Genomic DNA, 21,446 nt, shown 5'->3' with positions numbered 1-21,446 from the left:
ATGGCCGCAACCCTCGATCACGGCGCGCTGATGGATCGCATCTACCGCTTCCAGCGGCGCTTCGGCTTCTACGACGCGACCCGCAAATACTATCTCGTCGGGCGCGACCCGATGCTCGAGGGACTGCGGCCGCCGCCGGGCGGCACGGTGCTGGAGATCGGCTGCGGGACGGGGCGCAACCTCGTCAAGGCCGCCGGGCTCTATCCCCAGGCGCGGCTCTACGGCGTCGACATCTCCGCGGAGATGCTGGCGGCGGCGGGAAGCGCGGTTGCGCGCGCGGAGCTGCAGGGCCGGGTCCGTCTGGCGCTCGCCGATGCCGTCACCTTCGACCCGCAGAAGGCCTTCGGCCACGGCAGCTACGACCGCATCTTCATCTCCTATGCGGTGTCGATGATCCCGCAATGGCAGCGGGCGATGGCCCAGGCGGCCCGGTGCCTCGCGCCCGGCGGCGAGCTGCACGTCGCCGATTTCGGCGACATGGCCGAGCTGCCGTCCTGGACGAAGGGCGCCATGTACACCTGGCTGCGCTGGTATCACGTGACGCCGCGCCCCGACCTGTTCGAGACGGCGGCCGAGATCGCCGCCTCGATCGGCGGAACGAGCACGGCGCACCGGCTGCATCGCTCGTTCTCCTGGATCTCGGTGATCCGCAAGCCGCCCGCGCGGTAGCCGCCTACCAGACCCAGAAGAACAGGACCCATCCCGCCGCCGGCAGCGCCCAGGCGGGCAGCAGGCAGGCGATGGCCGCGGCGCGCGCGGTTCGCGTGCCGGCATAGAGGCCCGTCACCCGCCAGCCGAGCCAGGCGCTCCAAGCGACGGCGAGGCCGAGGAAGAGCGCCCGTGCCGCGCTCACATGGGGGATGAGGATGCCGTCGGCGCGAAGCTGCGTCACCGTCATCGCCGAGAGGCCGAGATAGAGCCCGGCGCCGGCAAGCGGCACGAGGGTCTGCGCCAGATGGTGGAAGCGCCGGGCCTCGAAGCGGCCGAGGGCGCGCACCGACAGCGCCAGCGCAGCGGCGAGCGCGAGGCCCATGCCGAGGGCGGCGGCGACGAGATAGCCGACGAGCAGCGCCCCGTCGACGAGGGTCAGCACGTCGTTGCGCTCGGGATAGTTGGTGAGCAGCCACCACGGCAGGGTCGCCGTCAGCGGCCAGGTCGCGCCGAGGTCGACGAGCCAAGTGGCGACCGCCTGCTTGGCGGCGACCAGCCACGGACTGGCGCTCCAGTGGAAGGCGCCCATGGCAAGGCCCATCAGCCCGGCGAGGATGAGCACCGTCTCGGCCGGCTTGGGCGTTGCGCCCGCCACGTGCACGATCTCGTGGTTCGGCGAGCGCCAGGAGAGCGTGATCGCGCCGCGGAAGCCGCTGCAGCGTCCGCACATGTGGCAATCGCCGGCGCCGCGCATGGTTCGAAGCGGCACCAGCGGCGCGCAGTCGACCGGCCCCGGCTTGTCGCCGCGTTCCTGCGAGAGCTTCCACAGGAACGGGTCGGAACGGAAGTGGAGCGGCGCGAGCTTGGCGAGGAGCGCGAAGACGCCGCCGACCGGACAGAGATAGCGGCACCACACCCGCTTGCCCCGGCCATAGGCGTAGCCGACCGCGACGGCCGCCGCCGTCGAGCCGCCGAGGATCAGCGCCGCCGGCTTCGGATACTGGTAGACGCTGGTCATCTGGCCGTAGAGGGTGGTGAGCGCGAAGGCGGCCGTCGGCCAGCCGGGCCATTGCACCCAGCGCGGGATGGCGCCGCCGCGCCCGTGCCGGCTCGCGAACTCCGAAAGCGCGCCCTCCGGGCAGAACAGCCCGCACCAGGCGCGGCCGACGAGCGCCGTGGCGAGGATGACGAAGGGCCACCACACGCCCCAGAAGGCGAGCTGTGCGAAGCGGGTGAAGTCGTTCCAGAAGGTCGCCGTGCGGCCCGGCAGCGGCAGGAAGAGCGGCACGGCGAGCAGCAGCGCATAGACGCCGACCACCGTCCATTGCATCGCCTGGATCGTGGTGCGATGGCGCATCAGCCAGTCGCCGGCCCGTTGCAGCGGACCGGCTTTCGGCGGAGCGATGGCGCGGTGGACGTTCATGGCGCGACGGCTGCCTGCCGCGCCGTTCCCCGCCTGAGGAGGAGGGCGACGGCGATCCAGTAGCCGGCGAAGACGAGGACGGGCATGAGCTCCGGCCGGGCGCGATAGCCGGTGAGGGCCGCGACCAGCCCGCCGAGGCCGCGCCCGTCGTCGAGGAGCCAGGCGGTGTTCCAGAGCGGCGGCGTCAGCGGCGGCAGGAGGTCGAGCGCGATCAGCCGGTCGAGCCCGGCCATGACGAGCGAGCCGGCGAGCACGAGCAGGAGCGCCTCGCTCAGCCTGAAGAAGGCCTTCCAGCTCAGCGCGCGCGTGCCGAGCCGCAGCGCGGCATAGCAGGCGAGCGCCGCGGCCAGGCCGGCGAGCGCCGCCGCGAGCGCGGGAAGATCGAGGCTGCCGCCGGCCGCGGCGAGGATGCCGTAGAGGAAGATCGCCGTCTCGCTGCCCTCGCGGGCGATGGCGAGCGCCACGAGCACGAACAGGCCGAGGCCGTTCGCCGTCGCGAGCGCGCGTTCCGCGCCGCTTTCGAGCGCGCCGCGCATGCCACGCCCGTGCCCGCGCATCCAAACCACCATCTGCAGCACGAGGGCGGCGGCGGTCAGCACCATCGCCGCCTGGAAATAGTCCTGCCGGTCGCCGTCGAGCCATTCACTAACGAAGAGGATGACGCCGGCGATCGCCAGCGAGAACAGCAGCCCTGCGACGATCCCCGCCCCGAGGAAGAGCCGGCCGCGCCGCCGGTCCGCCGGCGCCTGGCGCGCCAGCCAGCCGGCGAGGACGGCGACGACGAGGAGCGCCTCCACGCTCTCGCGCCAGACGACGAGGACGATCTGCAGGAGGGTGCCGGACATGTTGTTTCCTATCGGGCGATCAGGCGGGCGGGGGGCATGTCGAGGTGGAAGTCGTCGAAGAACTCGTATTCCCCGGCATCGAGCCCGCGGATGACGATGAAGCTGGAGGCGCCGGGCGCCAGCACCTTCTCCTTGCGCAGGACGAGGCTTTCGAACTCGATCGGGCTTTCGCCCGCATTGTGGAGCTCGAGCTTGAAGCGCACGCCCGCCGGCACGACGATCTCGGCCGGCTCGATGGCGCCGTCGCGGAAGACGATGCTGAAGACCGGCTGCTCGGCGCGCGCGATCCCGGCCGGGGCGGCAAGCCCCAGCAACGGGAGAAGGAGAAGGGCCGCGGCCCGCCGCATCTCAGTAGCCGCCCTTCTTGCCGGTTCCGGCGAAGACGAACTCGTAGGAGACCGTGATCGGCTCCGGCCAGGGCGCGACGCCCGTCTCCTTGTCGACATGGCGGCCGAACTGGCCGTGCCCGCCGCCGCCGGCCGTGACGACGAATTCCAGCGTGTAGCGGCCGGGGCCGGAGAGCTTGACGTTGTCGCCGTAGTGCGGGCCGTCGCTCGCCACCATCGGCATCAGCGTGCCGCTCGCCGTCCAGCCGTCCTCCGGCTTGGCGAGGCGGTATTCGATGGCAAGGTTCGGCATCCAGTCGCCCTCGGCGAAGCCGTTCGTGTTGTCGGCGAGCGCATGGATGTCGGCTTCGAGATGGATGTCGGTCTCGGCGGCCGGCGCCATCATGCTCTCCGGCTCCATCTCGATCGGCTGCAGATAGACCGCGGCGATCTCCATGCCGCCGGCAAGCTGCGGCGTGCCGATCGGATATTCCGCGCCGAAGGCGGAGGAGAGGGTTAGGCCGAGAAGGCCGGTGCCGGCGAGAGCCAGGAGACGAAATGCGCGCATGAGACGTGTCCACCCGTTTTTAATATGAATAACGCAGTCATGTTTAGTGGGCCGCGTGGCGCGATCATTGCGCCAGGACAAACAACGGCGGTTTTTTTCGGGGGTGGCGGCTCAGGCGCAGGCGCCGCCCTCGTCGACGCCGGGCGCGGCGAGGAAGGGCAGGAAGCCGTGCAGCCAGACGCCGAAGCTCGCCGCCCAGAGGAGGGCGGCCGCCGCATGGTGCCAGGGCGAGAGGCCGGCGGCGAAGTCGAATTCCGGCACGATGCGGACGAGTGCCGCGGCGACCATCAGCGCCGCCGCGCCATGGGCCTGCCAGGGCAGGCGCCGCAGGTTGCGGCCGGTGTGGCGCAGGCCGGCGATGATGAAGACCCCCATCACCGCCGAGCCGAGCGCGCCGATCGACAGCATGTGCAGGCCGGCGGCGGGGGAGAGTGCCGCGCCGAGCCGGGTCGCGCCGAGCGCCAGGAAGCCCGCGCCGGCGAAGGCGTTGCCGAGCGCCAGCATCGCCACCTCGGTGCGGAACACCGCGCGGCCGACGAACCATTCCGCCAGCCGGTCGAAGAAGGCGGCACCGGCTGCGAGCGCCAGCCAGGCGGCGACCCCGCTTTCGGGAAAGACGAGGATGGCGACCATGTAGAGCGTCACCATGGCGCCGGCCGTGTGCCGCCGGCCCGGATGCGGGCGGTAGGGCGTCGTCTCGCCGGAGGGATCGAGCGCGAGATTGATCACCACGACGTTGATGCGGGCGGCCGACAGCGAGAACAGCACGACGAAGATGCAGAGCGCGGCCTCAAGCAGGCGGGCGGAAAGCGCGAAATCCCCCATGTGCCAGGCGAGCCGCACGCCCGTCTCCGCCGACGCGAAGGCGAGGAGCCAGACGAGGAAGGCGAGATGCTGCGTCGTGCGCCGTTCCAGCATGGCGCGGCCGATCACGACGGCGACCGCCAGGAAGAAGGCGAGATCGAAGGCACCGGCGGCGAGGTTCAGCGCATCGGCCCCGGCCGCGCCGGCGAGGCGGCCGGGCAGCCACAGCGCGGCGAGCCAGAGGAGGCTTCGCCCCTGAGCCGGCCGCGTGTCGGTCCATTCCGGCACGGCGGAGGCGAGGAAGCCCGCGAGCGCCATGCCGTAGGTGCCGAAGATCATCTCGTGCGCGTGCCACTGCGAGGTCGGGATGTCGCGCGAAAAGGGCAGGTCGTAGCCACCGGCGACGATCCACAGGAACGGCAGGAGCGCGCCGTGGGCTGCGGCGAGCGGGAAGAACAGTCGGAGCGCCTCGGCGAGGATCGGCCGGTCCCTCATCGCCGCCGCTCCCGCGCGGAGAACAATTCGCCGAAGACCGGATCGCGCGACCAGGCCTCCACCTGCTCGAAGACCATGCGCTCGGAACGCTCGCCGGGCCGGCCCGGCAGCGTGTGGCAGGCGGCGATGCGTCCGTCGAGCGCCGACAGCACGAGGAGCCTGTCGGCGATGCGCACCGCCTCCGTCAGGTCGTGCGTGACGAGGAGGCCGGAAAAGCCGCGGGTGCGTGCAGCGGCGATCAGCAGGTTCTGGAGATGGCGGCGCAGGCCTACGTCCGTGGCGCTGAAGGGCTCGTCGAGGAACAGCATGTCGGGATCGACGGCGAGCGCGCGGGCGACGCCCGCCCGCTGGCGCATGCCGCCGGAGAGCTCGGTCGGGTATTTGGGAAGATCGGCCTCCTCCAGCCCCATTTCGAGGGCGAGGCGGGCGGCGACCTCGCGCCGCCGGGCCCTCGGCTCGCCGCGCGCGGCAAGGCCGTAGGCGATGTTGTCGAGGAGCGTCATCCAGGGGACGAGGCGCGGCTCCTGGAACACCACGGCCTGCCGGCGCCAGGCTCCAAGCACCCGTCCCTTGGCCGGTTCGAGGATGCCGGCGGCGATCTGCAGGATCGTCGTCTTGCCGCTGCCGGAGGGACCGATCAGCGCCACCGTCTCGCCGGCCTCGACGGCAAGGTCGAAATCCTCGAACAGGGTACGGCCGAGAAAGGCGTGGCCGACACGGGAAAAGACAAGCGGCGCGGTCATCGCTTCACGCCCCAGGGCAGGCCGGCGCTGCGCCAGCGCTCCATCGCCTCGCGCGCAAGATGCAGCAGGCCGTAGTCGGTCGCAAGCGCCAGCGCCACGGTGATCGCCAGCCACGCCGTGACCTGCGGGATGTCGAACAGCGCGCGCGCCGTCGCAAGCTCGCCGCCGATGCCGCCGGAATTGGAGAGCAGTTCCGCCATGACCGTGACCTTCCAGGCGCTGCCGGCCGTCGTCGTCCAGGCGGGGAAGAGATAGGAGAGGACGTGCGGCAGGGTGATCGTGCGCAGCCGGTAGGCGAGCGAGGCGCCGAAGGACTGCGCCATGACGTCGAGCTGGCGGTCGCGCTTGGCCACGCCCTCCAGCGCGCCGGCAAACGAGAGCGGTGCGGAGGCGATCACCACCGTCATCACCGCCGTGCCGCCGGTCGAGCCGAACCAGATCAGCGCCAGCACGATCCAGCCGATGGGCGGCACGCCGAGCATGACGGTGACGACCGGCTTCATCAGCCGCATGGCGGCGAAGGAATAGCCGGCGACGAGCCCCGTCGCTGTGCCCAGCGCGGCGGCGATGGCGAAGCCGGCGAGCGCCCGGCCGGCGGTCTGCCGGAGGATCGTGCCGAAGTCCGGCCGGCGCGAGAGGTCGGCGATGGCCGCCGCCGTCTCGGCCGGCGAGGGCAGGATGAAGGAGCCGTAGATCTCGTGCCCCGCCTGCCAGGCGGCAAGCAGACAGAAGATGCCCGCAAGGCCCGCCCAGCCCGCCCAGAGGTAGCGGCCGGTCCAGCCGAGGCCTGCGAGCGTCGCCTGCATCGCGGTTACGCCAGATAGAAGCCGTCGCCCGGCTTTTTGCCGCCGATCAGCGCCGGATTGGCTTCCGCCAGCACGTCGTAGAAGGCTTCGAGGCTGCCGCGCGCCGCACTGGCGCGGATCGCGCCGAGGTGGCTGGTCGGGAAGGAGGCGGCGACGATCTCCGCCGGGAAGCCGAGCGCGTCGGCCGCCGCCTCGGCCGCCGTCCGGGGATCGGCGAGTGCATCGGCGAGCGCCGCCTCTATGCCCGTCTGCAGCGCCTCGATGCCGGTCTTGCCCAGCGCCTCCTGCACCTCGGTCGTGAGCGCCAGCCCCGCCTGCGGGATCTCCGGCGTGCCGGAGACCGCTGCCCAGGCCGCCTGGACGTCGATGACGCGGTGCACGGTCATGAACAGCGACTTCGCCTTGATGATGACGCCGGTCGCCGCCGGCTCGCTGAGAAGGGCCGCGTCGGCGCGGCCGGTCAGCAGCAGTTGCACGGCCTCCGGCGGGGAGGCGGTGTATTCCAGCGCGACGTCGCCCGGCGCGAGGTCCGCCTGCCTCAGGAGCCGCGCCAGCACGAGGTCGGGCATGTCGTTCTTGAAGGGCAGGGCGAGCGTGCGGCCCTTGAGGCCGTCGATCGTCGTCAGCGTCTCGTCCTTGGAGACGATGTAGAGGAGGCCGGTCGTCAGGATGTTGAGGAGCCCGAGGCCGAGGCCGCGATTGTGGAGGTTCGCCGCCGCATAGCTCGGCATGACCACCGCGCCCATCGAGCCGGAGGCGACGGCCGCGCGCATCTCGTCCGGCGTCTTCCAGGCGCGGAATTCGGCGGCCGGCGCGACGTCCTTGAGGAAGCCGGCCCTGACCGCGTGGGCGAGCACGGCGGAGGGAGCTGCCGGCGGGCCGTAGAGCGTCAGCGCTGCATCCGCCCGGAGGGTCGAGGGTGCGGCCAGCGTGGCGACGGCCAGTGCGGAGAGGCCGCCCAGAACCTCGCGGCGATTGAGAAGGGTCACGGTCATTTCCTGTCCTTTCCTCGCCGGAAACCGCCGCGGCCGGCGGCTCGCCGACTTTTCGTTTGTCAAGATTACCGTTGCGGACATGACACCTTCGCACCGCGGCACTCTTTGCGCCAACGCAAAGAGCGGATGAAAACATGATTTTTCGAGGCATGTTTTCTCGGAGCGGTCGTCAGCCGTTCTCGATCATATGGATGTGGATCGGCGTGACGAGCGATGCGGGCGGCCCGTCCCTGCGCCCGAAGCGGGCGGCGAGCGCCTCGACGGCGGTCCGCACCTCCAGCGCGGGGTCCTGATCGATGATGGCGTCGATCATGCCCTCGCGCAGCAGGCGGCGGCGGTCCTCGGTGAGCTCGTGGGTGATGAAGACGACCGCGTCGCGCTTGCCGAGCGCCTTCATCGCGTCGACCACCGGCTGCGCGCCCGCCGACGCATTGTAGATGCCGCGGATGCGCGGGTTGGACTTCAGCGCGGCGAAGACGAGGTCGCCCGCCCGCTCGCCCCGCTCCATGCTCTCCAGCACGTCGGCCACCCGGCAGCGCGGATAGCGCTCGCGCAGCACGGCGCGGAATCCCATCTCGCGCTCCTCGTGGCCGATCATGCTGAGCATGCCGGAGATGACGACGACGTCGCCGCCCTCCCGGCCGAGGAGGCGACCCATGAGATCGCCCGCGACGCGGCCCGCCTTGCGGTTGTCCGGGCCGACATAGGCATAGCGACCGGCATCGCGGATATCCGTCGCGAAGGTCATCACCGGCTTTCCGCCGCGGCCGAAGGCGCGCAAGGCTGCGGCGACCGCGTCGTTCTGCGGGCTGACGACGACGAGCCCGTCCGAGGTCGCCGACAGGGCGTTGACGAGGTCCACCGTCATGGCGGGACGGGCCGGATCGATGTGGTGGATCCGGAATTGCAGGTTGTAGTGGGGAAAGTCCCTGTTCGCCGCCTCGAAATTCGCCTGGACCGCGGCATGGAAGGGATTGTCGGGCGCCTGGAGCAGGACGGCGATGCGCAGCGTCCGCGCCGGCCGCTGGTTGAGGGCGCGGTCGATGCCGAGCCGGCGGGCGCAGTCGAGCACGCGGCGCTCCTTGTCCTCGGTAACGCCGCCGCGATTGTTGAGGACGCGGTCGACCGTCGAGAGCGACACGCCCGCCGCAACCGCTAGATCCCTTGCCGTCGGCTTGCCCATCGTCCTGCCCGGTTTGAAGAGATCTCGTCAAGATTGACGTTTTCCCTCATTAGCACCGCGTTATAGTCCCCGCAACCGACGGCAATGCCGCGGCCATGGGAGAGTTTGCAGATGATCGATCTCGCCGTCTTCGGCGCCGGCCGCATCGGCCGGGTCCACGCGCTGAACGCCGCGGCGCTGCCGGCGGTGCGCATGAAATATCTCGTCGACCCCGTCGAAAGCGACGAGCGCCGCGATCTCGCGGCCCGGCTCGGTGCGGAGATCGTCGCGCCGGAGGCCGTGTTCGCCGATCCGTCGGTGAAGGGCGTCGTCATCGCCAGTTCCACCGATACCCATGCCGACCTCGTCCTCAACGCGGTCGCGGCCGGCAAGGCGATCTTCTGCGAAAAGCCCGTCAGCCTCGATTTTTCGACCGTCGAGAGGGTGGCGAAGGCCGTCGAGGCCTCGGGTGTCGCCTGCCTCATGGCCTTCCAGCGCCGCTACGATCCGGATTTCCGCTACGTGCGGGAGCGGATCGCGAGCGGTGCGGCCGGCCCGCTCGAACATGTCGTCATGCACACCCGCGATCCGTCGCCGCCGCCGCCCGCCTATGTGGAGCGGTCGGGCGGGATGTTCCGCGACCAGGCGATCCACGATTTCGACATGGCGCGCTACCTGCTCGGCGAAGAGATCGCCACGGTCTATGCCGTCGGCGGCTGCCTGATCGATCCGGAGATCGGTGCGGCCGGCGACATCGACACGGCCATGGTCACGCTCACCTCGGCTTCGGGCCGCTTCGTGCAGATGGTCAATTGCCGCCGCGCGCCCTTCGGCTACGACCAGCGGCTGGAGGCGCTGTGCGCGAAGGAAGTCCTCTATATCGAGAACCGGCCGCAACGCGGCGTGACGGTCGCCGATGCCGGCGGGTTCCGCGCGTCGCCGCCGATGAACTATTTCATCGAGCGCTTCGCGGAGGCCTATCGCGCCGAGATGGCGGCCTTCGCCGACCTCGTCGAAACGGGCCGGCCGCCGCTCGCCGGCATCCGCGACGGACTGGAGGCGCAGCGGATCGCCGAGGCGGCCCTCGTCTCCATGCGGAAGGGCATGCCGATCCATATCGGGCCGGACTGGCGGCCGTGACCGCCGGTGTATTACAGGGGTGAAGACATGACGAAAGAGAAGCTGGCGGCGCTGCCGGAAGGCGTGCGCCTCGCCGTGAGCCCGCTCTCCTGGGCCAACGACGTGCTGACGGATCTCGGCGAGGGCATATCGCTGGAAACCTGCCTGGATGACGCCGCCGCCGTGGGTTACCGGGGCGTCGAGCTGGGCCGCAAGTTCCCGCGCGATCCGGCACTCCTCGCGCCGCTGCTGGAAAGCCGCGGCCTCGTGCTTGCCTCGGGCTGGCATTCCGGCGAGCTGGCCGAGCGCGGGGTGGACGCGGAAATGGCGGCGGTCGCCGCCCATGCCGGCCTGCTGCGGGCGATGGGCTGCGCGGTGCTGGTCTATGGCGAGGTGGCGATGATGGCGCCCGGCGCGCCGCTCGACGCGCCGATGTCGCAGAGGCGCCTCATGCCGGAGGCGGACGTCGCGGCCTATGCCGCGCGGCTCGGCGAATTCGCCCAGCGGCTCTCGGGCGACTACGGCCTGACGCTTGCCTATCACCACCACCTGATGATGGTGGCGGAGACCTTCGACGAGATCTCCCGCCTGTTCGACCGCACGGGCCCGGAGGTCGGGCTGCTGCTCGACACCGGCCATGCTGTCGCCGGCGGCTTCGACTACGTCCGGCTGATCGAGCGCTTCGGCGACCGCATCGTCCACATCCACCTGAAGGACGTGCGCGGGCCGGAGATGGCGGCGGTGCGGGCCGGCGACCTCAGCTTCAATGCCGGTGTCCGCTTGGGCATGTTCACGGTGCCGGGCGGCGGCACCGTCGATTTCGCCCCGCTCGCCGGCTTCGTCCGCGACAGCGGCTATCGCGGCTGGCTGGTGGTGGAGGCCGAGCAGGACCCGGCGCTCGCCCCGCCGCGCCCGGCCGTCAGCCGCGCCTTCGACCATATCCTCGACACCTTCGCCAAGGGAGACCGCACATGAGCAGGAAGACCCTCAACATCGGCCTGATCGGCTCCGGCTTCATGGGCCAGGCGCATGCGGATGCCTATCGCCGCGCGAGCCTGCTCTACCGCGACCTGCCGGCCGTTCCCTGCCTCTACATGCTCGCCGATGCGAGCGAGGCGCTCGCGGCGGGTGCGGCCGCCCGCTTCGGCTTCGAGCGCTCCACGGGCGACTGGCGCCGGCTGGTCGAGGACCCGGCGGTGGATGTGGTCGACATCACCTCGCCGAACGCCCTCCACCACGAGATGGCGCTGGCGGCGATCGCCGCCGGCAAGCACGTCTATTGCGAGAAGCCGCTGTCGGTGACGCTCGCCGAGGCGGAGGAGATGGCCGCCGCCGCGCGGAGCAAGGGCGTCAAGACGATGGTCGCCTTCAACAACATCAAGACGCCCGCCGCCATGCTCGCCAGGCAACTGATCGATCGCGGCGACATCGGCGTGCCGATGCGCTTCCGCGGCTGGTTCGACCAGGGCTTCTTCAACGATCCCGACCTTCCCTTCTCCTGGCGCTGCACGCGCAGGGAGGCGGGCTCCGGCGCGCTGGGCGACCTCGGCAGCCACGTGATCTCCGTGGCGCAATACCTGATGGGCGACGTCGAGAGCGTGGTCGCCCAATCGCAGACCTTCTTCCCGACGCGGCCGGTGCCGCAGGGCGGCTCCGGCTACGGCGCGAAGGCATCCGGGGACGCGCCGCGGGCGACAGTCGAGAACGAGGACCAGATCCAGACGCTCGTGCGCTTTTCGAGCGGTGCCGGCGGCACGATCGAGGCCTCGCGCGTGGCGGCGGGAAAAGTCTTCGGCGTCTACTGGGAGGTCTCGGGCACGGAGGGCACGATCCTCATGGACGGCGAGCGCTTCAACGAGTTGAAGGTCTCCCGCTTCAACGACCCGAAGGCCGACCGCGGCTTCAAGACGATCCTCGCCGGCAGCCAGGTGCCGCAATTCTCCGCCTTCTTCGGCTTCGATTTCGCCGGCGGCGGGCTCGGCTATTTCGACGTCAAGGTCATCGAGGTGCGCGACCTGATCGAGGGCATCGTCAACGACGCCGACTGCTTCCCGAACTTCGCCTTCGGGCTTGCCAACGAGCGCATCATCGACGCGATGGAGCGCTCGCTGGAGACGAAGGCGTGGGAAACCGTCGCCGGCCGCGTGGAGGGATGAGGCCATGACGTTCCCGCAAACGCTGCCCGCCGCGCGGATCGCGCCTGCCATGGAGGCCCCGCCGCTGCGCTGGGGCATCCTCGGCTCCGGCTGGATCGCCGGGAAGTTCACGCAGTCCGTCAAGGCGCACACCCGGCAGGAGATCGCCGCCGTCGGATCGCGCACGCAAGCGGCGGCCGATGCCTTCGCGACCCGCTTCGGGATCGCCCGCGCCCATGGCAGCTACGAGGCGCTGGTCACCGATGCCGGTATCGACGTGATCTATGTGGCGACGCCGCACAACCTGCACCATGCGCATGTGCTGCTGGCCATCGAGGCGGGCAAGCATGTGCTGGTCGAGAAGCCGATGGCGCTGAACCGGGCGCAGGCAATGGAGATGGTCGCCGCGGCGCGGCGCAAGGGCGTGTTCCTCGCCGAGGCGCTGTGGACGTATTTCCTGCCGAAGTTCGACGTCCTCCAGCAGGTGCTCGATGCCGGGACGATCGGCGAGATCCGGTCGGTCTATACGGAATACGGCGAATACCTGCCGCGCGGCCACCGCATCTTCGATGCACGGCTCGCCGGCGGCCCGCTGCTCGACCTCGGCACCTATCCGGTCTCGTTCCTGACCAAGCTCCTCGACGTGCCGGAACGGGTCGTGGGCCTCGGCACGGACGACCCGGCCGGCGTGAACGGCCAGCTCTCCGTGGTGCTCGCCAACGCGAAAGGGGCGCTCGGCACGATGTCGACGACCCTCTACGGCTTCACGCCCACCAATGCCGCGATCGTCGGCACGAAGGGCTCGATCCGCTTCACCTCGGAGTTCCACCTGCCCGGCGGGTTCGAGGTCCGCTCGCTCGACGGCTCGGTCGTGCTCCGCTACGAGGAGCCGAGGGGAGCGCATTTCGAGGGGCTTTATTACGAGGCCGCCGACGTCGCCCGGACGATTTCCGCCGGCGGCCTTGAAAGCGCATGCCGGCCGCTCGATGCCACGCTCGACACGATGGCGGTGCTGGATGCCATCCGTGGCGGCCTCGGCATCCGCTTCACGGAAGCCGGGCTCGACGAATGAAGGCACTCAGCGCGGCTTGTCGCGTTCGAGGATCCAGGCATGCGCCGGATCGGGCTCGAAGCGCCAGGCGCGCCGCGGGCCGGCCATGACGTTCAGGTAATAGAGCTCGTAGCCGTGCGGCGCGCCGCAGGGATGGTGCCCGCGCGGCACCAGCACGACGTCGTGGTCCTTCACCGCGATCGTCTCGTCGAGCGTGCCGTCCTCGGTATAGACCCGCTGGACGCCGAAACCCTGGGCGGGGTTGAGGCGATGGTAGTAGGTCTCCTCCAGATAGGTGATGCGGGGAAAATCGTCCTCGTCGTGGCGATGGCTCGGATAGGACGACCAGTTGCCGGCCGGGGTGAAGACCTCCGTCACCAGCAGACTGTCGCAGTAATCCTCGGCCTCCATGGCGATGTTGTTGATGAGGCGCTCGTTGGAGCCGGTGCCGCGCGGCGTCAGCCGGATGCCGTCCGGGCCGATCCGGCGCGCTTCACGCCCGGCCCAGCCGGGGGCGAGGCAGACGCCGATCGTGCAATCGGTCGTCGCGCGCGCCTCCCAGTGCGCGCCGTCGGGCACGTAGAGGCAATGCGGCGCCGTCTTCTCGAAGACGTCCATGCGCTCGCCGAGCTCGCCCCAGTCCCGGCCGGCGGCGAAGAAACGCGCCTTGCCCTCCACCATCACCAGGATGGCCTCCATGCCGCCGGTCGCCTCGGCGGCCGTCTCGCCCTCGCGCAGCCGGTAGAGCGAGAAGCCGACATAGCGCCAGCCGGCCGATTGCGGGGTGATCTCGTGCACCTTGCCGTGGGTACCGAAGGGGCGGCGCAGCAGATGACTCATGGTTTCCTCCTCAGGCCGACGCGGCGGCCTTGTCCAGCCCGGCCTCGCGGGCCAGGCGCTTCAGGGCGGCAAGGCCCATGTTCTGGTAGTGGAAGGGCTCGCGCACGGCGCTGTCCTGCTCGGCCTCGATCACCAGCCAGCCGGAATAGCCGTGCCGGGCGGCGATCGCCAGCACCGGCGCGAAGTCGACGCAGCCCTCCGGGTCGCCCGGCACCGTGAAGACGCCGCGGCGCACGCCTTCGAGGAAGGAGAGGTTTTCCGCGCGCACCTGCCGCATGATCTCGGGCCGGATGTTCTTGGCGTGGATATGCGTCACGCGGTCCATGTACTTTCCGGCGACGACGGCCGGGTCGGCGCCGCCGAAGGTGCAATGGCCGGTGTCGAGCAGCAGCCGCGTGTGCGGCCCGGCCATCGTCATGAAGCGGTCGATGTCGGCGGCGCTCTCGACGATCGTGCCCATGTGGTGGTGATAGCCCATCGTCACGCCCTGTTCGGCGGCGAAGCGCGACAGTTCCTCGTAGCCGGCGGAGAAACGCTGCCATTCGGCATCCGTCATGATCGGCCGGTCGTTGACCGGGACCTTGTCGTTGCCGTGGACGGTGTTCGAGCATTCGCAGGCGTTGATATGGTCGCCGCCCGCCGCCTTGGTCATGTCGATGAAGCGCTGCAGCGCCGCCTTCTCGGTGTCGATGTCGTTGACGAGCAGGTTGGTCGAATGCCAGCCGCCGACGAAGCGCAGGCCGTATTCGCCGAGCTTCGCCTTCAGCGCCGCGCCCTCGTCGGGCATCTTGTGGCCCTTCTCGATGCCGTCGAAGCCGATACGGCGGCAGTCGGACAGGCAGTCTTCCAGCGAGAGATGGGCGCCGATAGTCTGGTCGTCGTCGTTGGACCAGGCGATGGGATTGGTTCCGTAGAGGATCATCGTTCGTGCCTCGGATTGCGATGTCAGTTGATGCGCTGCAGGGCGGCGTTCGCCTCGTAGCGCGTGCGGGCCTGCCTCAGCTTTTCGGTGCTTCCGACCTCCGGCACGGCCACGTCCCACCAGGCGCCGCCGATGCCGGCGCCGGTCTCCGCCTCCGTGTCGATGACGATCACCGTCGGGATGTTTCTCGCCCGCGCGGCGACGAGCTCCGTTTCCAGGTTGCCGATCCCGGCCGCCTTGACGGCGTGCGCGCCCATCGCCGCGGCATGCGCCACGAAGTCGATCTCCGGCTGCGCGTCGACGTTACAGTCCTTGTACATGTTGTTGAACGCGTCTCCGCCGCATTCCTGCTGGAGCCGGTTGATGCAGCCGTAGCCGCGGTTGTCGGTGAGCACGATGGTGAAGGGAACGCGCATCATCACCGCGGTCGCGAGCTCGGAATTGGCCATCATGTAGGAGCCGTCGCCGACGAAGCAGATCACCTCCTTCTCGGGCGCCGCGAGCTTGATGCCGAAGGCGCCGGCGACCTCGTAGCCCATGCAGGAATAGCCGTATTCCATGTGATAGCCGCTCGCCGCAGAGCGCCAGAGCACCTGCAGCGCGCCCGGCATGGTGCCGGCGGCGCACATCGCCACCGTGTTCTCGCCCGCCTGCCGGAGAACGGCGCCGATCACCTGGGCGTCGGAGGGCAGGAAGTTCGGGCTCTCTCCGAGCGGTGCCGCGAGCGCCTTGTCCGACAGGGCGAACCAGGCGTCGCGCGCGGAAAAGTCGGGGTCGGCGAAGCGATGGCTTCCGAGCCCCTCGGAAATCCGCGCCAGCGCCACCTTGGCATCGGCGACGAGCGGAATGGCGCCGTGCTTGGCCGCATCGTAGCCCGCAAGGTTGATCGAGACGAGCCTGCGCTCCGGATTGGCGAAGGCCGTCCAGCTCCCCGTCGTGAAATCCTGGAAGCGGGTGCCGACGCCGAGGACGAGGTCGGCATTCGCCGCGACCCTGTTGCCGCAATCGCTGCCGGTGACGCCCGGCGAACCGAAATTGAGCCGTTCCTTCCAGTCGACCGCCCCCTTGCCGGCCTGCGTCTCGACGATCGGGATGTTGTGCGTCCTGGCGAAGGCGAGGAGGTCGGCCTCGGCGCCGGAATAGAGGACGCCGCCGCCGGCGACGATCACCGGATTGCTTGCGGCCTTCAGCGCGGCGACGACGTCGTCGACCTCGCGCGGGTCCGGCTCCGGCCGCCGGATCCGCCAGGTCTTCGGCGCGAAGAAGTCCTCCGGCCAGTCATAGGCCTCGGCCTGCACGTCCTGGCAGAAGGCGAGCGTCACCGGGCCGCAATTGGCGGGGTCGGTCATCACTTGCAACGCGCGCGGCAGTGCGGTCAGCAGGTGTTCCGCCCGGACGATGCGGTCGAAATAGCGGCTGACAGGCCGGAAGCAGTCGGTCACGCTGACGGTGCCGTCCTCGAAGTCCTCGATCTGCTGCAGCACCGGGTCGGGACGGCGATTGGCGAAGACGTCGCCGGGGATGAACAGCACCGGCAGGCGGTTGATGTGGGCGAGCGCCGCCGCCGTCACCATGTTGGTGGCGCCGGGGCCGATGGAGGAGGTGACCGCCATCGCCTTGCGGCGACGTCTGGTCTTGGCATAGGCGATCGCCGCATGCGCCATGGTCTGCTCGTTCTGGCCGCGCCAGGTGGGCAGCGCGTCTCCCATTCCGTGCAGCGCCTCGCCGATGCCGGCGACGTTGCCGTGACCGAAGATCGCCCAGACGCCCTCGATGAATCTCTCGCCGTCCTCGGTCATCTGCGCGGCCAGCCAGCGGAACATCGCCTGCGCCGCCGTCAGGCGGATGGTCTTCGTCATGTCATCGTCTCCTCAAGCGGCGGCTTGCCCCGCACGTGCCTCGTCCCAGATCCCGCAAAGGTGCCGGTAGCGGGCCTGGATGTCCTCGATCGCCTCGGCGTCGCCGATCGCGCCGGAAAACCAGTCGCGCGCGGCTCTGCCGAAGATGGTCCGCCCCACCGCGAAGCCCTTCACGAGGGGGAAGCCCGCCGCGACCCGGAAGCTCGCCGCAAGCTCCTCTTCCGGCGCGTCGAGGCCGAGCACGACGATGCCGCGGGTATGCGGATCGTTCTCCTCGATCGCCGCGCAGACGTTCGCCCATGCGGTGCGGCTCGCCATCGGTTCGAGCTTCCACCAGTCGGGATGGATGCCGATCTCGTAGAAGCGGCGGATCAGCGCCGCGGTCGTCTCGTCGTCGACCGGCCCGACCTTGGAGGGGATGATCTCCAGCAGGAATTCCAGCCGGTTGCGCCGCGCGGCGGCAAAGAGCCGCGTCAGCGTCGCCTCTTGGCTCGCGCGCACGTCCTCGGGGTCGTCGGGATGGCAGAAGCACAGGACCTTGACGACGTTCTCCAGCGGCCATTCCTCCAGGCCGCCGAAATCGGGGCCCAGCTCCGGCTCCAGCGTCAGCGGGCGCGAGCCCGGCCACTCGACCGGGCGGCCGATCCACAACCCGGTGCCGGAGGCGGCATGCAGGGCGCGGCGGCCGAGCCGGCCGTCGCAGAGGATGCCGTAGCCCGGCCGGCCGGCCTGCACGCCGAGCGCGGCCTCAAGGCAGAGCTCCTTGAAGCGGCCGATCGCCTCCGGCGTCGCGCCGGGCAGGGCTTCGAGCTGCATGCGGTGGTCGAAGGCGAAGACGCGCATCGTCGACCGGTCGCCGTGCCGGTTCGTCGCCCAGTGGACCTGTTCGAGCTCGGCATCCTTGCGCAGCGCCTTCTCGCGGATGCCGCGCTTCAGGAAGAAGTCCAGTTCCGCCAGCGACGGATAGGCCGGCGTGCAGCCGTGGCGGCTGACGGCGAAGGCCCCGCAGGCATTGGCATATTCCAGCGCCTTCGGCCAGGGCGCGTCCTCCAGCCAGCCCTTGATCAGGCCCGACATGAAGCCGTCGCCGGCGCCGAGCACGTTGAACACCTCGATCGGGAAGCCCGGCCCGCTCTCGCCGTCGTCCAGCCGGTCGGGGATGGCGCCGGTGAAGGCGACGGCACCGGCCGCGCCGCGCTTGCAGACGAGCACGGCCGGCGAGACGGCGCGCACGGCGCGCAGTGCCGCGATCGTGTCGGTGGAGCCGCCGGCGATGTGGAATTCCTCCTCCGTGCCGACGATGAGGTCGAAGAGGTGCAGGTGGCTCTGCAGCTTGGCGGTGACGCGTTCGCTCTCGACATAGCGGCTCTCGCCGTCGCCGTGGCCGGCAAGGCCCCAGAGGTTGGGACGGTAGTCGATGTCGAGGCCGGTGCGCGCGCCGTGCCTGCGGGCGAGCGCCAGCGCCTTGAGAACGGCACCCTCCGTCCGCGGATGGCTGAGATGGGTGCCGGTGACGACCAGCGAGCGCGTCCGCGCGACGAGATCCTCGTCGATGTCGTCCTCGCAGAGCGCCATGTCGGCGCAGTTCTCGCGGTAGAAGATCAGCGGGAAGCGCTCCTCGTCGCGGATGCCGAGGAGCACGAGCGCGGTCAGCCGCTCCGGATCGGTCTTCACGCCGGAGACGTCGACGCCTTCCCGCTCAAGTTCCTCGCGGATGAAGCGGCCCATATGCTCGTTGCCGACGCGGGTGATGAGCCCGGAGCGCAGGCCGAGGCGCGCCGTCCCGGCCGCCATGTTGGTCGGCGAGCCGCCGATATACTTGCGGAACGACCCCACGTCCTCGAGCCGCCCGCCGATCTGCGCGCCGTAGAGATCGACGGAGGAACGCCCGACCGTGATCACATCCAGAGACTTGTCCATTCTTTCCTCCGGCACCTCTCTTCGCGCCCTCAGACGGATCGCGCGATATAGGCCATGCTGTCGCGCATCGCCGCCACGGGATCCTCGAGCGCGTGGACCTCGGCGGCGAAGGGCTCGAAACTGTAGGGCCCCTCGAAGCCGGCGTCGACCAGCGTCCTGATCTGGGCGAGGTTTTCCAGCCGGTCGGCGGCGTCGACCAGCACCCGGTGGGCGTCGAGCATGTCGGTGACCGCCACGGCCGGGTCGACCACGCCGGAGATGTGGACGAGGCCCGTCCGTTCGGGGAAGAACTCGGTCTCGCCGGCGAGATGGTGGTGGAAGGTGTCGTGCACGAGCCTGTAGACGTCGCCGCCGCCGGCCGCGTCGATGGCCGCAAGCGCCTCGCGCTTGGTGCGCAGCGACGAGATCGGGAAGCCGAGGGGCTCGACCAGCCCGGTCAGCCCGCGATCTTGAAGGATCGGCTTCATCGCCTTGAGCGCCGCGACGAGGTCCTCGAACGCCACCTTGGTGCCGTCGTTGAGCGGGCACATGACGAGAGCCTTCGCCCCGCTTGCCGCCGCGTAGTCGGCGAGCACCGCCGCCCGCTGCGGCAGGTCGCCCGACCAGACGTTGAAGGGATAGAGCGCGTTGATGGAAATGATCGTCAGGCCGGCCTTTTCGGCTGCGGCCTTCACGTCGCGCGGATCGACCGTGCCGACGACGTCGGGCAGGTCGTTGCGGATCTCGACCTCGGTGAGGCCGAGCGTCCCGGCGGCAGAGAAGAAGTCTTCGAGGGAGAGCTTCGGCGCGGTGATGTGGTTGATGGCGAAACGCATGGGATGTCCTCAGCTGTAGAGCGCCGGGCGCGGCGGAAGGTCGATGGCGACGGCCTCGCCCGCCTTCTCCTGCGCGGCCACGCAGGCGTCGGAGGTGATGGCGGCCACGTAGCCGTCCCAGGAGGACGGGCCGGCGGCGGTTCCCCTCGCGGCGGCGTTGATGAAGTCCTGCAGCTCGACGTCGTAGCTGGCGATGAAGCGGTCCTTCCAGTCGGTCAGGATCTCGTTCTGGAGCTTCGCGCCGAGGCGCATCTGCACCGCCATCGGCTCGGGCAGCCGGGCGATGCCGTCCTCGCCCACCACCTCGCACTGGATGTCGTAGCCGTAGTGGCAATTGACGAAGATCTCGACGTCGATGACCGTGCCCTTGGCGGTCTCCAGGATGACGATCTGCGGGTCCCTGAGCTTCGCGTGGCTGCGTGCGGCCGCGCGCGGGAAGATGACCCGTGCCGAGACGTAGTCGTCGTCGAGCAGCCAGCGCAGCACGTCGATCTCGTGGATCATCGTGTCGTGGATCGCCATCGGCGTCACGTATTGCTCGGGCACGGTCGGGTTGCGGTGGGCGGCGTGCACCAGGATCGGCGCGCCGATGCGGCCGTCGACCGCCTGTTTCAGCGCGACGTAGCCGGCGTCGTAGCGGCGCATGAAGCCCACCTGCACCAGCCGCCGGCCCTCTGCGACCTCGGCGTCGACGATGCGCCGGGCGCCCTCGGCCGTGGTCGCCAGCGGCTTCTCGCAGAAGCACGGCTTGCCGGCGGCGATGGCCGCGAGCACGTATTGCTCGTGCGTCGCGCCCCAGGAGGTCACCAGCACGGCGTCGACGTCCGGCGAGGCGATCAGCTCCTCGCCGGTCGCGAAGAGGACGGCGTCCGGTGCGAGGTCGTCGCGCACCGCCTCCGCCGAGGCCCGGTTGACGTCGCTCAGCGCGACGATCCGCGCCCCGCCGAGGACCTGGTTGATGCGACGCGCATGGTCGCGGCCGATTGCACCGGTGCCGATGACACCAATCCGTACAGTCATTGGGAAAGCCTCACTTTCGATATTTCTCGATGTAGTTGTTCATCTCGGTGCACATGAAGCGGCCGGATTCGTCGGCCCTGTCCTCCCAGGCGAAGACGCAAGCAGTCATGATGCCGTCGAAGCCGATCTCGGCGAGCGTGCCGAAGAAATCGTCCCACGGCACCTCGCCCTGGCCGATGTTGAGGTGCTGGTGGACGCGCGCCTGCGTGCCGGGCGGATTGAGGATATAGCGCAGCCCGGACGAGGCCTTGTGGTTGAACGTGTCGCCGACATGCACATGGGCGAGAACGTCGGCGCATTCGCGCAGCATCGCCTTCGTGTCGTCGCCGAAATAGAAGGTGTGCGGCGCGCAGTAGAGGAAGCGGACGTTCTTCGAGTTGACCGTGCGGATGATGTCGACGGCCGGCTGCAGCGTCTCGCACCAGTCCTCAGGGTGCGGCTCGACGTTGAGCGTGATGCCCTCGCGCTCGAGGATCGGCACCAGTTCCTCCATCGAGCGCCACCAGGCGTCCTCGCAGGCCTCGATCAGCGAGCCGGTGTGGCAGCAGTAGCAGGAGCCCTTGTCGGGGTGCGGGCCGCGGCCGAACTCGGAGTTCATCGTGTCGACCTCCATCTCGACGGCGATCTCGATGGCGCGCTTCCAGTGCCGGACGGCGGCCCGGCGCTCGGTCTCGTCGTTGGAGGCCCAGCGGTACATCGGCAGGAGCGAGGCGATCTTCACGTTCTCGGCGGCGAGCGCCTTCCGGAAGGTGCGGATGCGCTCGGGGAAGACGCGCGGCGCCTTGAACCACTCCAGGAAATCGGCCCGGGGGCTGAGCTCGATCCAGTCGTAGCCGAGCTCGCGCACCTTGCGCGGAAGCTCTTCCAGGCTGAGATGACGGTGCATGAAGGGGTCGAGGGCAATACGCATGGATGCCTCCTTTAGTCTGCGATGTTCCGGTTGTTTC

The 21,446-nt window shown here is 69.9% G+C and carries 21 protein-coding genes; 5 read left to right on the top strand and 16 right to left on the bottom strand.

The annotated features are described in order from the left end of the window. A complete protein-coding gene (locus NNZ72_RS01445) occupies positions 1 to 669 on the top strand; it encodes a class I SAM-dependent methyltransferase (RefSeq protein ID WP_257311576.1) in 669 nt (222 codons plus the stop codon). A 4-nt stretch (positions 670 to 673) separates the two neighbouring features. Here NNZ72_RS01445 and NNZ72_RS01440 read toward each other — a convergent pair whose 3' ends face one another. The 9 genes from NNZ72_RS01440 to NNZ72_RS01400 all read right to left on the bottom strand — a co-directional run bounded on the left by NNZ72_RS01440 (position 674) and on the right by NNZ72_RS01400 (position 8,839). After that, positions 674 to 2,074 (bottom strand): 4Fe-4S binding protein, encoded by a 1,401-nt coding sequence (locus tag NNZ72_RS01440; protein WP_257311572.1) that lies wholly within the window; start codon positions 2,072 to 2,074, stop codon positions 674 to 676. Further along, on the bottom strand, positions 2,071 to 2,919 hold the full coding sequence (locus tag NNZ72_RS01435) for an FTR1 family iron permease (protein WP_257311569.1): 849 nt from the start codon (positions 2,917 to 2,919) through the stop codon (positions 2,071 to 2,073). Before NNZ72_RS01435 ends, NNZ72_RS01440 begins: the two co-directional genes overlap by 4 nt. Before the next feature lie 8 nt (positions 2,920 to 2,927). After that, positions 2,928 to 3,266, bottom strand: coding sequence for a cupredoxin domain-containing protein (locus tag NNZ72_RS01430; RefSeq protein WP_257311566.1), 339 nt, complete (start codon positions 3,264 to 3,266; stop codon positions 2,928 to 2,930). Between the two features lies 1 nt (position 3,267). After that, complete coding sequence (locus NNZ72_RS01425) at positions 3,268 to 3,813, bottom strand: iron transporter (protein WP_257311562.1); 546 nt, start codon at positions 3,811 to 3,813, stop codon at positions 3,268 to 3,270. A 111-nt stretch (positions 3,814 to 3,924) separates the two neighbouring features. Beyond that, positions 3,925 to 5,112: an NnrS family protein gene (locus tag NNZ72_RS01420; RefSeq protein ID WP_257311559.1), complete on the bottom strand. Its 1,188-nt coding sequence runs from the start codon at positions 5,110 to 5,112 to the stop codon at positions 3,925 to 3,927. Next, complete coding sequence (locus tag NNZ72_RS01415; protein ID WP_257311557.1) at positions 5,109 to 5,855, bottom strand: ABC transporter ATP-binding protein; 747 nt, start codon at positions 5,853 to 5,855, stop codon at positions 5,109 to 5,111. The genes NNZ72_RS01420 and NNZ72_RS01415 overlap by 4 nt, the downstream gene beginning before the upstream one ends. Further along, positions 5,852 to 6,661: an ABC transporter permease gene (locus NNZ72_RS01410; RefSeq protein ID WP_257311553.1), complete on the bottom strand. Its 810-nt coding sequence runs from the start codon at positions 6,659 to 6,661 to the stop codon at positions 5,852 to 5,854. The genes NNZ72_RS01415 and NNZ72_RS01410 overlap by 4 nt, the downstream gene beginning before the upstream one ends. A 5-nt stretch (positions 6,662 to 6,666) precedes the next feature. Next, positions 6,667 to 7,656 (bottom strand): ABC transporter substrate-binding protein, encoded by a 990-nt coding sequence (locus NNZ72_RS01405; protein ID WP_257311550.1) that lies wholly within the window; start codon positions 7,654 to 7,656, stop codon positions 6,667 to 6,669. A 169-nt stretch (positions 7,657 to 7,825) separates the two neighbouring features. Then, entirely contained in the window at positions 7,826 to 8,839 is a 1,014-nt protein-coding gene (locus NNZ72_RS01400; RefSeq protein WP_257311547.1) for a LacI family DNA-binding transcriptional regulator, read from the bottom strand. 111 nt (positions 8,840 to 8,950) lie between these two features. On the opposite strand from NNZ72_RS01400, the gene iolG reads away from it, so the two are divergent. Genes iolG through NNZ72_RS01380 form a run of 4 tightly spaced genes read left to right on the top strand, consistent with a single transcriptional unit; the run spans position 8,951 to position 13,144 of the window. Then, positions 8,951 to 9,958 (top strand): inositol 2-dehydrogenase, encoded by a 1,008-nt coding sequence (gene iolG, locus NNZ72_RS01395; protein WP_257311544.1) that lies wholly within the window; start codon positions 8,951 to 8,953, stop codon positions 9,956 to 9,958. A gap of 27 nt (positions 9,959 to 9,985) precedes the next feature. Next, positions 9,986 to 10,912 carry a myo-inosose-2 dehydratase gene (iolE, locus tag NNZ72_RS01390; RefSeq protein ID WP_257311541.1) on the top strand — a complete coding sequence of 309 codons (927 nt, stop codon included), beginning with the start codon at positions 9,986 to 9,988 and terminating at the stop codon, positions 10,910 to 10,912. After that, positions 10,909 to 12,093 carry a Gfo/Idh/MocA family protein gene (locus NNZ72_RS01385; protein WP_257311538.1) on the top strand — a complete coding sequence of 395 codons (1,185 nt, stop codon included), beginning with the start codon at positions 10,909 to 10,911 and terminating at the stop codon, positions 12,091 to 12,093. The genes iolE (NNZ72_RS01390) and NNZ72_RS01385 overlap by 4 nt, the downstream gene beginning before the upstream one ends. Positions 12,094 to 12,097: 4 nt before the next feature. Beyond that, the gene (locus NNZ72_RS01380) at positions 12,098 to 13,144 is read left to right on the top strand and encodes a Gfo/Idh/MocA family protein (RefSeq protein WP_257311534.1); all 1,047 of its coding nucleotides are present in this window, start codon (positions 12,098 to 12,100) and stop codon (positions 13,142 to 13,144) included. A gap of 6 nt (positions 13,145 to 13,150) precedes the next feature. Here the strand turns inward: NNZ72_RS01380 and iolB are convergent, their stop codons facing one another. Genes iolB through NNZ72_RS01345 form a run of 7 tightly spaced genes read right to left on the bottom strand, consistent with a single transcriptional unit; the run spans position 13,151 to position 21,409 of the window. Continuing rightward, positions 13,151 to 13,963, bottom strand: coding sequence for a 5-deoxy-glucuronate isomerase (gene iolB / locus NNZ72_RS01375; RefSeq protein WP_257311531.1), 813 nt, complete (start codon positions 13,961 to 13,963; stop codon positions 13,151 to 13,153). A 10-nt stretch (positions 13,964 to 13,973) separates the two neighbouring features. Then, positions 13,974 to 14,885, bottom strand: a complete 912-nt coding sequence (iolE, locus tag NNZ72_RS01370) for a myo-inosose-2 dehydratase (RefSeq protein WP_257311528.1) — start codon at positions 14,883 to 14,885, stop codon at positions 13,974 to 13,976. 23 nt (positions 14,886 to 14,908) lie between these two features. Then, positions 14,909 to 16,744: a 3D-(3,5/4)-trihydroxycyclohexane-1,2-dione acylhydrolase (decyclizing) gene (iolD, locus tag NNZ72_RS01365; RefSeq protein WP_257311526.1), complete on the bottom strand. Its 1,836-nt coding sequence runs from the start codon at positions 16,742 to 16,744 to the stop codon at positions 14,909 to 14,911. Between the two features lie 12 nt (positions 16,745 to 16,756). Continuing rightward, a complete protein-coding gene (locus NNZ72_RS01360; protein ID WP_257311523.1) occupies positions 16,757 to 18,664 on the bottom strand; it encodes a bifunctional 5-dehydro-2-deoxygluconokinase/5-dehydro-2-deoxyphosphogluconate aldolase in 1,908 nt (635 codons plus the stop codon). A gap of 29 nt (positions 18,665 to 18,693) precedes the next feature. Beyond that, positions 18,694 to 19,479 carry a TIM barrel protein gene (locus NNZ72_RS01355; RefSeq protein WP_257311521.1) on the bottom strand — a complete coding sequence of 262 codons (786 nt, stop codon included), beginning with the start codon at positions 19,477 to 19,479 and terminating at the stop codon, positions 18,694 to 18,696. Between the two features lie 9 nt (positions 19,480 to 19,488). Then, the gene (locus tag NNZ72_RS01350; protein WP_257311518.1) at positions 19,489 to 20,499 is read right to left on the bottom strand and encodes a Gfo/Idh/MocA family protein; all 1,011 of its coding nucleotides are present in this window, start codon (positions 20,497 to 20,499) and stop codon (positions 19,489 to 19,491) included. Positions 20,500 to 20,509: 10 nt separating this feature from the next. Continuing rightward, complete coding sequence (locus NNZ72_RS01345) at positions 20,510 to 21,409, bottom strand: sugar phosphate isomerase/epimerase family protein (protein ID WP_257311515.1); 900 nt, start codon at positions 21,407 to 21,409, stop codon at positions 20,510 to 20,512. Between the last annotated feature and the right edge of the window lie 37 nt (positions 21,410 to 21,446).

This window comes from Shinella pollutisoli (assembly GCF_024609765.1).
Lineage (GTDB): Bacteria > Pseudomonadota > Alphaproteobacteria > Rhizobiales > Rhizobiaceae > Shinella > Shinella pollutisoli.
Note: the sequence above shows the minus strand (reverse complement) of the source record. Positions and strands in the feature narration are given on the sequence as shown.

Excerpts from the sequence above, each read along its gene's own strand:
- NNZ72_RS01445 (WP_257311576.1), top strand. The coding sequence starts at position 1 with ATGGCCGCAACCCTCGATCACGGCGCGCTGATGGATCGCATCTACCGC.
- NNZ72_RS01440 (WP_257311572.1), bottom strand. The coding sequence starts at position 2,074 with ATGAACGTCCACCGCGCCATCGCTCCGCCGAAAGCCGGTCCGCTGCAA.
- NNZ72_RS01435 (WP_257311569.1), bottom strand. The coding sequence starts at position 2,919 with ATGTCCGGCACCCTCCTGCAGATCGTCCTCGTCGTCTGGCGCGAGAGC.
- NNZ72_RS01430 (WP_257311566.1), bottom strand. The coding sequence starts at position 3,266 with ATGCGGCGGGCCGCGGCCCTTCTCCTTCTCCCGTTGCTGGGGCTTGCC.
- NNZ72_RS01425 (WP_257311562.1), bottom strand. The coding sequence starts at position 3,813 with ATGCGCGCATTTCGTCTCCTGGCTCTCGCCGGCACCGGCCTTCTCGGC.
- NNZ72_RS01420 (WP_257311559.1), bottom strand. The coding sequence starts at position 5,112 with ATGAGGGACCGGCCGATCCTCGCCGAGGCGCTCCGACTGTTCTTCCCG.
- NNZ72_RS01415 (WP_257311557.1), bottom strand. The coding sequence starts at position 5,855 with ATGACCGCGCCGCTTGTCTTTTCCCGTGTCGGCCACGCCTTTCTCGGC.
- NNZ72_RS01410 (WP_257311553.1), bottom strand. The coding sequence starts at position 6,661 with ATGCAGGCGACGCTCGCAGGCCTCGGCTGGACCGGCCGCTACCTCTGG.
- NNZ72_RS01405 (WP_257311550.1), bottom strand. The coding sequence starts at position 7,656 with ATGACCGTGACCCTTCTCAATCGCCGCGAGGTTCTGGGCGGCCTCTCC.
- NNZ72_RS01400 (WP_257311547.1), bottom strand. The coding sequence starts at position 8,839 with ATGGGCAAGCCGACGGCAAGGGATCTAGCGGTTGCGGCGGGCGTGTCG.
- iolG (WP_257311544.1), top strand. The coding sequence starts at position 8,951 with ATGATCGATCTCGCCGTCTTCGGCGCCGGCCGCATCGGCCGGGTCCAC.
- iolE (WP_257311541.1), top strand. The coding sequence starts at position 9,986 with ATGACGAAAGAGAAGCTGGCGGCGCTGCCGGAAGGCGTGCGCCTCGCC.
- NNZ72_RS01385 (WP_257311538.1), top strand. The coding sequence starts at position 10,909 with ATGAGCAGGAAGACCCTCAACATCGGCCTGATCGGCTCCGGCTTCATG.
- NNZ72_RS01380 (WP_257311534.1), top strand. The coding sequence starts at position 12,098 with ATGACGTTCCCGCAAACGCTGCCCGCCGCGCGGATCGCGCCTGCCATG.
- iolB (WP_257311531.1), bottom strand. The coding sequence starts at position 13,963 with ATGAGTCATCTGCTGCGCCGCCCCTTCGGTACCCACGGCAAGGTGCAC.
- iolE (WP_257311528.1), bottom strand. The coding sequence starts at position 14,885 with ATGATCCTCTACGGAACCAATCCCATCGCCTGGTCCAACGACGACGAC.
- iolD (WP_257311526.1), bottom strand. The coding sequence starts at position 16,744 with ATGACGAAGACCATCCGCCTGACGGCGGCGCAGGCGATGTTCCGCTGG.
- NNZ72_RS01360 (WP_257311523.1), bottom strand. The coding sequence starts at position 18,664 with ATGGACAAGTCTCTGGATGTGATCACGGTCGGGCGTTCCTCCGTCGAT.
- NNZ72_RS01355 (WP_257311521.1), bottom strand. The coding sequence starts at position 19,479 with ATGCGTTTCGCCATCAACCACATCACCGCGCCGAAGCTCTCCCTCGAA.
- NNZ72_RS01350 (WP_257311518.1), bottom strand. The coding sequence starts at position 20,499 with ATGACTGTACGGATTGGTGTCATCGGCACCGGTGCAATCGGCCGCGAC.
- NNZ72_RS01345 (WP_257311515.1), bottom strand. The coding sequence starts at position 21,409 with ATGCGTATTGCCCTCGACCCCTTCATGCACCGTCATCTCAGCCTGGAA.